Here is a 6,388-nt window from a genome sequence, read left to right on the forward strand (position 1 = left end):
GCTTGAGCGTGAGCTTGAATTTGGGCTTTTTTGTCAGTATCCATAAGTCTCTTACTATGTAGGTGATCTACTCATAGTGTAGCTCCATCTCAGAAAACCAGATTTAAGTATTTATGCTCATGGCAAAAGTGGGATGCACTCTACTTCGTCTTTATCGGCAACGCTATAATTCTGACCGAGTAAGACTAGAAATTGGTGCTACCATGCGAAGATAAATATTCAGGGATACGGTCACGAAGCTACCAGACAATTTTAGGATAAAAATACCGACACTTATGGGGAAATCAATCAATAAAGTCCGAGGAACGGCACTGATTTTAGGGATTCTAGCGATCGCCTTCGCCTTTTTCACCAGGATTGTCAGTATTTTTGAATACGTTACCTTCGATATCGGACCGGATCCCGATCAGATTAGCGGTGCTTATCTTTGGATGGATATGTGGAAGGGAAACTTTCCTCAATTGGGACCACCAGGGGGGGGTGGAAAATATGGATTCACAATTCCCCCCCTCTATTTTTATTTAGGGTTTCCTCTAACAATTTTCGGTACTGCCCCCGAATTTCAAGTCCTTACCAATGGTCTATTTTCTTTTCTATCGATTCCCCTCTTAATCTACTTTGTTTATCAACTTTTAGAAAATGTAGAACAAGATAAACGTCTTCTCCTGTCCAGTTTGGCAGGATTTTGGTATAGCACGATTTATGCGGACTATTTTATTAATAATTTTTCATGGTGTCCTAGCCCAATACCCTTTTTCCTGCTCGTTTTTGCTTTACTCTATCGGTTCCAGATGGAAACGAGTAAGCCGCTGCTCTATCAGGCTATAGCTTGGATATTCTTCGGGATTACTGTCGCTATATTGGTGAGTTTACACAGCACCACGATGTTAATTATCCCAGTGACTTCTGTTATCGCCTCTCTATGGTTTGTTTATCGCAATCGCAAGAACACTCGTAAATGTCTTTTGCCTTTTCTATCGATTCTCTCGGCAAATCTCGCCTTAGTTATGTATTGGCATAGTGAGATAGTTGGGAGATTCGCAAATACGAGGGGAATCGTGAGAGCGCTCACGGAGAAGGGAGCAAGCGGTGAACCATCGAGCAATCTGTTCACTCGTCTATTTAAAGCGATTTGGGAAACAGTTTATCTGGGCAATCAAGTATTTTTTTTGAATGACAATATATCGATTTTCAATGTTGTAGTTTCGGTGATTTTTTTCGGCATTTCTCTATACATAGTCATCAAAAAATATCGAGGCAATAAAACACTGATCGGCTTTTTGGCGATTACTTGGATAATTTTTCTCTATGCTTCCTCTAATTATCCTAATGAGCATTTTTATTCTCATCGTAAAATCTTACTCTGGTTTGCTCCTATTCTTCTGGCGATCGCTAGTCTTGCCTATCTAAACTTTACTAAGACTTTCCACAGGATCCTCGCTCTAGTTTTAGCAATTATCATCGGCTATTCTATCGCAACTAATCTCTATTTCAATCAACGTTATCTTGCTAGTAAATACGGTTCCGAAAGACTCCTATCCGTGGCCGATACAGTGGAAATTATCAATCAGATTCCGGTTGGTTCAACCCTTTGCGATCCGGCTAAGAAAGGCAAAAGAAAAGAGCATGGTCAGTACGATTATATCGATACCTTTATGACCAAAAGAGAGCTAACGATAACCAATGCCTGCCCATCGGGTAGTTATTACATCCAGCCGAAATTTAAAATGGCTATGCAAATGAACGATTTATTTCCAATTTTTACCCTCGTCAAAACTCCCCCTCTCGATCGCCCGATGACTTCCCTTCTGGAAACCCCGGAAGCCTATCTCTATAAAATCGAGTAGAAATACCTCAACCGTGATAGCGGAATTGGATCGGGATATTCTTAGGAAGTTTTCCTTTTGGGGAGTCGATCGTCAGCAATAAGCTGTACTGCATTTGAACTGGGTATGGAAAATTTTAGTACAAATGCTCAGACCGACTCTCCCTGCTCATAGACAGTCTTAACGAGCAATTTAGCTAGTCAAAAGCTTATTACCGGTGATTACCTCATCTTGGCGGCGTATTATTGACAATATTGAGCGCATAGAGGCGAAAACGCTCTAGATCAGCTTGCAGGGTTGATTCCACCACTCGACCGAGGAAAAGATTATCCATCAATTTTCCTAACCAACCGGGTATAGCATAGGCTGCTGTCAGTCGCACAATACTCTTACCATGACGGTCATAAAAACGAATTGCCCCGCGGTTAGGTAAACCGTCCACGGATTCCCATTGAATTATCTGGTGGGGGACAATTTTCAGTATCCGTGACAACCAAGTAAATTCTAGACCACCACTGGCTAACTTCCAACGGGAAAGCTCTGGCTCCTCCTCGAGAATTTTCACCGATTCGATCCATTTCATCCACCGGGGCATTTGTTCTAAATCTGACCAGAGCTCCCAAACCAGATCGATCGGTGCGTCCACTTCTACCTGTACACTATGTTCTAACCAAGTCATTCGTTAATTCTGGCGATGCTGAATATTTCTATGATAACGGCTATTAGTCTTTAGCTTTTCACTCAATGATAAAATAAAAACAATCTTCCAGGTTTAATTTTACTATGTTAATCAGAAAACTGCTCGAATGTGAGGAATTCATCGCCGGTGATCATACCCGATTGCGTGAGTTATTGCATCCCGATAAACAGCCGTTAAATCTACGTTATAGTTTAGCCCACGCGTGGGTAGATGTGGGGGAAACTTCTACTCCCCACGCTTTAAAAACTGCGGAAGTTTATTATATTCTGCAAGGACAAGGGGAAATGCACATCGATGAGGAAGTGCAATTAGTGACTGTCGGTGCCGCCATTTATATACCTCCTCTAGCTAAACAATATATTCATAATTGTGGGGAGGAACCCTTAGTTTTCTTGTGCATTGTCGATCCTGCTTGGCGAGTGGAAGACGAAATTATCTTTGAGTAAAACTAATGAATATTGGCATTATTGGACTGGGTTTAATTGGTGGTTCCTTGGGGTTAGATTTTCGATCGCAAGGTTATAAGGTTTTGGGAGTTTCTCGTCAACAATCCACCTGTGATATCGCTGTACAAAAAGGAGTGGTAAACGAATCTAGCACCAGTTTAGAATTATTAGCTACTGCCGATTTAATCTTTATTTGTACTCCCATACATTTAATTGTGCCAACTTTGGAAAAATTAACTCCCTATTTAAAACCTCAAGCCATTGTCACCGATGTGGGATCGGTTAAAGGGGCAATTGTGGCCAATTGTAGTCAATTGTGGCCGAATTTTGTCGGTAGTCATCCTATGGCCGGGACAGCCGAACAGGGAATTAATGCAGCACAATTGGGATTATTTGTCGATGCCCCATATCTGATTACTACCCTTGAATCTACTCCTAATTTTGCCGTGGAAATCTTAACCGAAATAGTACAAAAATTAGGCTGTAAAATTTATTATTCTTCTCCCGAAGAACACGATCGAGCCGTGGCCTGGATTTCCCATCTGCCAGTAATGATTAGTACCAGTTTAATCCAAGCTTGTGCGGAAGAACAAGACCTGAATATTCGCGAATTAGCGGAAAATTTAGCTAGTTCTGGTTTTCGCGATACCAGTCGCGTCGGTGGCGGTAATCCCGAATTAGGTTTAATGATGGCTAAATACAATCGTCAAGCTTTATTGATATCCTTGGCGAATTATCGGCAAAATCTTGATAAAATTATTGACTATATTGCAGGAGAAAAATGGCAGGAACTAGAGGAAATTCTCATCTCTAGTCATCAAGATCGAGCCGATTTTATTCAATAAAAATACCATTTTTCCCCAGCAATTATCCCACGGCACTGTATCATAGATTTATCCTCAGTAAACTAATGAAATGATATGACCACCTTTTTCGACTTTGAAGCCGAATTTGTTGACTCCTTACGTTGTATCCCGATGACCGTGAGAATGAAACTAGATACCTGTGGAGTTAAATTAAAATTATCCCATTGGATGCAGTTAACTCAACCAGAAAGAATGGTATTAGTTAATATGGCTTGTACGACGGCAGCAGATGCCAAAATCTATCGAGATTTTCTGCAAAAATTAATCGCCGAAAAAACTGGCAATCCCCCAGGAGAACTAGCAATAGATTCCCATCCCGCTTGGCTAGATGATAGCCAGATTCCCGATACAGTCCTAGAAAAAGCCAAAGAATTCCAGATTGAAATTAGTTTAGAACAATGGCAAAAACTAGAGCCATCCCAACGGTTTGCCCTGATTAAACTCAGTCGTCCCAGTCACGAAAATCTTAACTTTTATCCTGCCCTCAAAGAGTTCCATATAGTCGATGCCTAACTCAAGAACTTATGCCAGATTAATTAAGTTTCTTTCTACCTTACTGTCATGACAAGTAATACTAAATCCTGTTTAAAAGGTATAGGAGACTGGGGAGTGCTGGAGCAGGGAAAAACAATTCATAACTTGGGAGTTAATCACACTATTAAAAACGTATTTGGTATTAGTATTTTAGACCAGATAAATCTCGAATTAAACCGGGTGGAATAGCGGATGATAGCTGGTTTAATTAGTACCAGTAAAGGGTAGGTTTTCTACTATGGTAAACGTTAACGGGACTTAATCCAGGCGTATAAATTAAATAAATTGCAGTAACTTGCTGCTCTCTTAATAAAAATGATAATTAATGAGCCTATTCTTGTAAAATAATTATACAGTTTCCATCCAGTCAAAAACTTGATTCAATTGCGACAAATCGATTAAACCGTACTGCCATAAAACCATCGGCAAAGAACCCACCGATGCTTCACAGAGACGCACAGCCATATCGAAGGAACGGGGGGAAATGGCTAATTTTTCCAAGAGGAAAGTGCGGAGTTGTTTTTGTTGATGAGCTTCCATGATGCAAGGATCATTCGTAACGATAATCGGATTATTGAATAACTTATCCTCTATTAAAAAGAGATACTTCCCTCACGGGGATCACCCAATTGGGTGATTTTGTCCACGGATCAGAATAATTGAAGAACTTATCCAGAATATGTCCTACTATCCCGAAATTTCTAGTAGGGATATCAACACTTCCTTTAAGTAGAAAAACGAGAAAGGGGAACTTTTGGGATAAGCTATTGATAGCCTAGTTTTTGCTCAAGTAGGAGAGAATTGCCCTCAATGAGTCCTGTTCCTCAAGTTTCCGTGATTATTCCTTGCTATAATCAAGGTCGCTATCTTGATCATGCGATCGCATCTGTTTTAGTGCAAACATACCAAAACTTTGAAATCCTTGTCATTGATGATGGCTCCACAGAACCGGAAACCATCGAGATTTTACAAGATTATCAACAGCCAAAAACCCGGATCATCCGCACAGAAAATCAAGGGGTTGCCACGGCCAGAAATCTAGGAATTGCCCAAGGGCAAGGAACCTATATTCTTCCTCTTGATGCCGATGATAAAATTGCCGATTCCTATCTAGAAAAAGCGGTTACTTTGCTAGAAAGTAATGAGCAATTAGGTATAGTTTATTGCGAAGCGGAATATTTTGGCGATAGACAAGGAATTTGGCCGCTGCCTGAGTATAAATTTCCCGATATATTAGTAGATAATATGATATTTTGCTCCGGTTTATTTCGGAAATCCGATTGGGAAACTGTGGGCGGCTATAATACTAATTTAATTTATGGTTGGGAAGATCACGATTTTTGGTTATCTTTGATCGAATTAGGTCGAGAAGTCTATCGTATCCCAGAAGTGTTATTTTTCTATCGGCAAAAAGCTGATTCTATGAGTCGCTCAATGACCGCAGAAAACTATATCTATTCCTACACCCAACTTTTTTATAATCATCCCCAACTTTACTCCCAAAATATCCAAACCATTTTTGCCGCTTTAGTCACCTTAAAAGTCGATATATTCGCTCAGTTGGAACAGGCTAGAGAACGAATTAAACAATTAGAAATTCATGAACAAGAATTGCAACAAGAATTGCAAAAAAACCAATTTGATTATCGAGAAAGAGACGAGGAATTACAAAAAGCTGACAGTAAAATAGCCGCCATGGAAAAAAGTAAATTCTGGCAAATGAGAAGGGCTTGGATTAAAATGCAAAAACTGCTAGGGTTGCTGGAAAAAGACCCAATTTATTCCTAAAAGTCAGGTAAAAATGGCGATGGATCAAGACGGGGGTTGGGTTGCGCTTCCCTAAACCACCCGACTTTTTAATCGACGGCAATTAAGGAACGATTGCGAAGATAAGCCAAATCTTTTAATAACTGTCCGCTATCACCACCGTTATTAAGATTAATCCCCAAAGCCGCTAAATCCGCATCTACCATTAATTTTACCAGTCCCTCGAACGTTACCGACGGCTGCCAGCCT

The 6,388-nt window shown here is 40.3% G+C and carries 7 protein-coding genes and 1 pseudogene; 5 read left to right on the forward strand and 3 right to left on the reverse strand.

The window, feature by feature from the left end; genetic code table 11:
* The first annotated feature begins 275 nt into the window (after positions 1–275).
* Entirely contained in the window at positions 276–1,847 is a 1,572-nt protein-coding gene (locus O9334_RS10830; RefSeq protein ID WP_190381383.1) for a hypothetical protein, read from the forward strand.
* 205 nt (positions 1,848–2,052) lie between these two features.
* Here the strand turns inward: O9334_RS10830 and O9334_RS10835 are convergent, their stop codons facing one another.
* Complete coding sequence (locus O9334_RS10835) at positions 2,053–2,505, reverse strand: SRPBCC family protein (protein ID WP_288000270.1); 453 nt, start codon at positions 2,503–2,505, stop codon at positions 2,053–2,055.
* A gap of 104 nt (positions 2,506–2,609) precedes the next feature.
* On the opposite strand from O9334_RS10835, the gene O9334_RS10840 reads away from it, so the two are divergent.
* From O9334_RS10840 to O9334_RS10850, 3 genes are all read left to right on the forward strand, one after another.
* The gene (locus O9334_RS10840) at positions 2,610–2,972 is read left to right on the forward strand and encodes a cupin domain-containing protein (protein ID WP_045359873.1); all 363 of its coding nucleotides are present in this window, start codon (positions 2,610–2,612) and stop codon (positions 2,970–2,972) included.
* 5 nt (positions 2,973–2,977) lie between these two features.
* Positions 2,978–3,817: a prephenate/arogenate dehydrogenase gene (locus O9334_RS10845; RefSeq protein WP_288000271.1), complete on the forward strand. Its 840-nt coding sequence runs from the start codon at positions 2,978–2,980 to the stop codon at positions 3,815–3,817.
* 75 nt (positions 3,818–3,892) lie between these two features.
* A complete protein-coding gene (locus O9334_RS10850; protein ID WP_045359877.1) occupies positions 3,893–4,351 on the forward strand; it encodes a nitrate reductase associated protein in 459 nt (152 codons plus the stop codon).
* A gap of 369 nt (positions 4,352–4,720) precedes the next feature.
* Here the strand turns inward: O9334_RS10850 and O9334_RS10855 are convergent, their stop codons facing one another.
* Positions 4,721–4,912, reverse strand: coding sequence for a DUF2949 domain-containing protein (locus O9334_RS10855; RefSeq protein ID WP_002758191.1), 192 nt, complete (start codon positions 4,910–4,912; stop codon positions 4,721–4,723).
* 270 nt (positions 4,913–5,182) lie between these two features.
* Between O9334_RS10855 and O9334_RS10860 the strand changes: the two genes are divergently transcribed.
* Positions 5,183–6,160, forward strand: coding sequence for a glycosyltransferase (locus O9334_RS10860; RefSeq protein WP_045359878.1), 978 nt, complete (start codon positions 5,183–5,185; stop codon positions 6,158–6,160).
* 68 nt (positions 6,161–6,228) lie between these two features.
* Here O9334_RS10860 and O9334_RS10865 read toward each other — a convergent pair.
* Positions 6,229–6,388 (reverse strand): annotated as a pseudogene (locus tag O9334_RS10865) (GDP-mannose 4,6-dehydratase); the annotation flags it as partial.

This window comes from Microcystis sp. LE19-8.1F (assembly GCF_027531715.1).
Lineage (GTDB): Bacteria > Cyanobacteriota > Cyanobacteriia > Cyanobacteriales > Microcystaceae > Microcystis > Microcystis wesenbergii_A.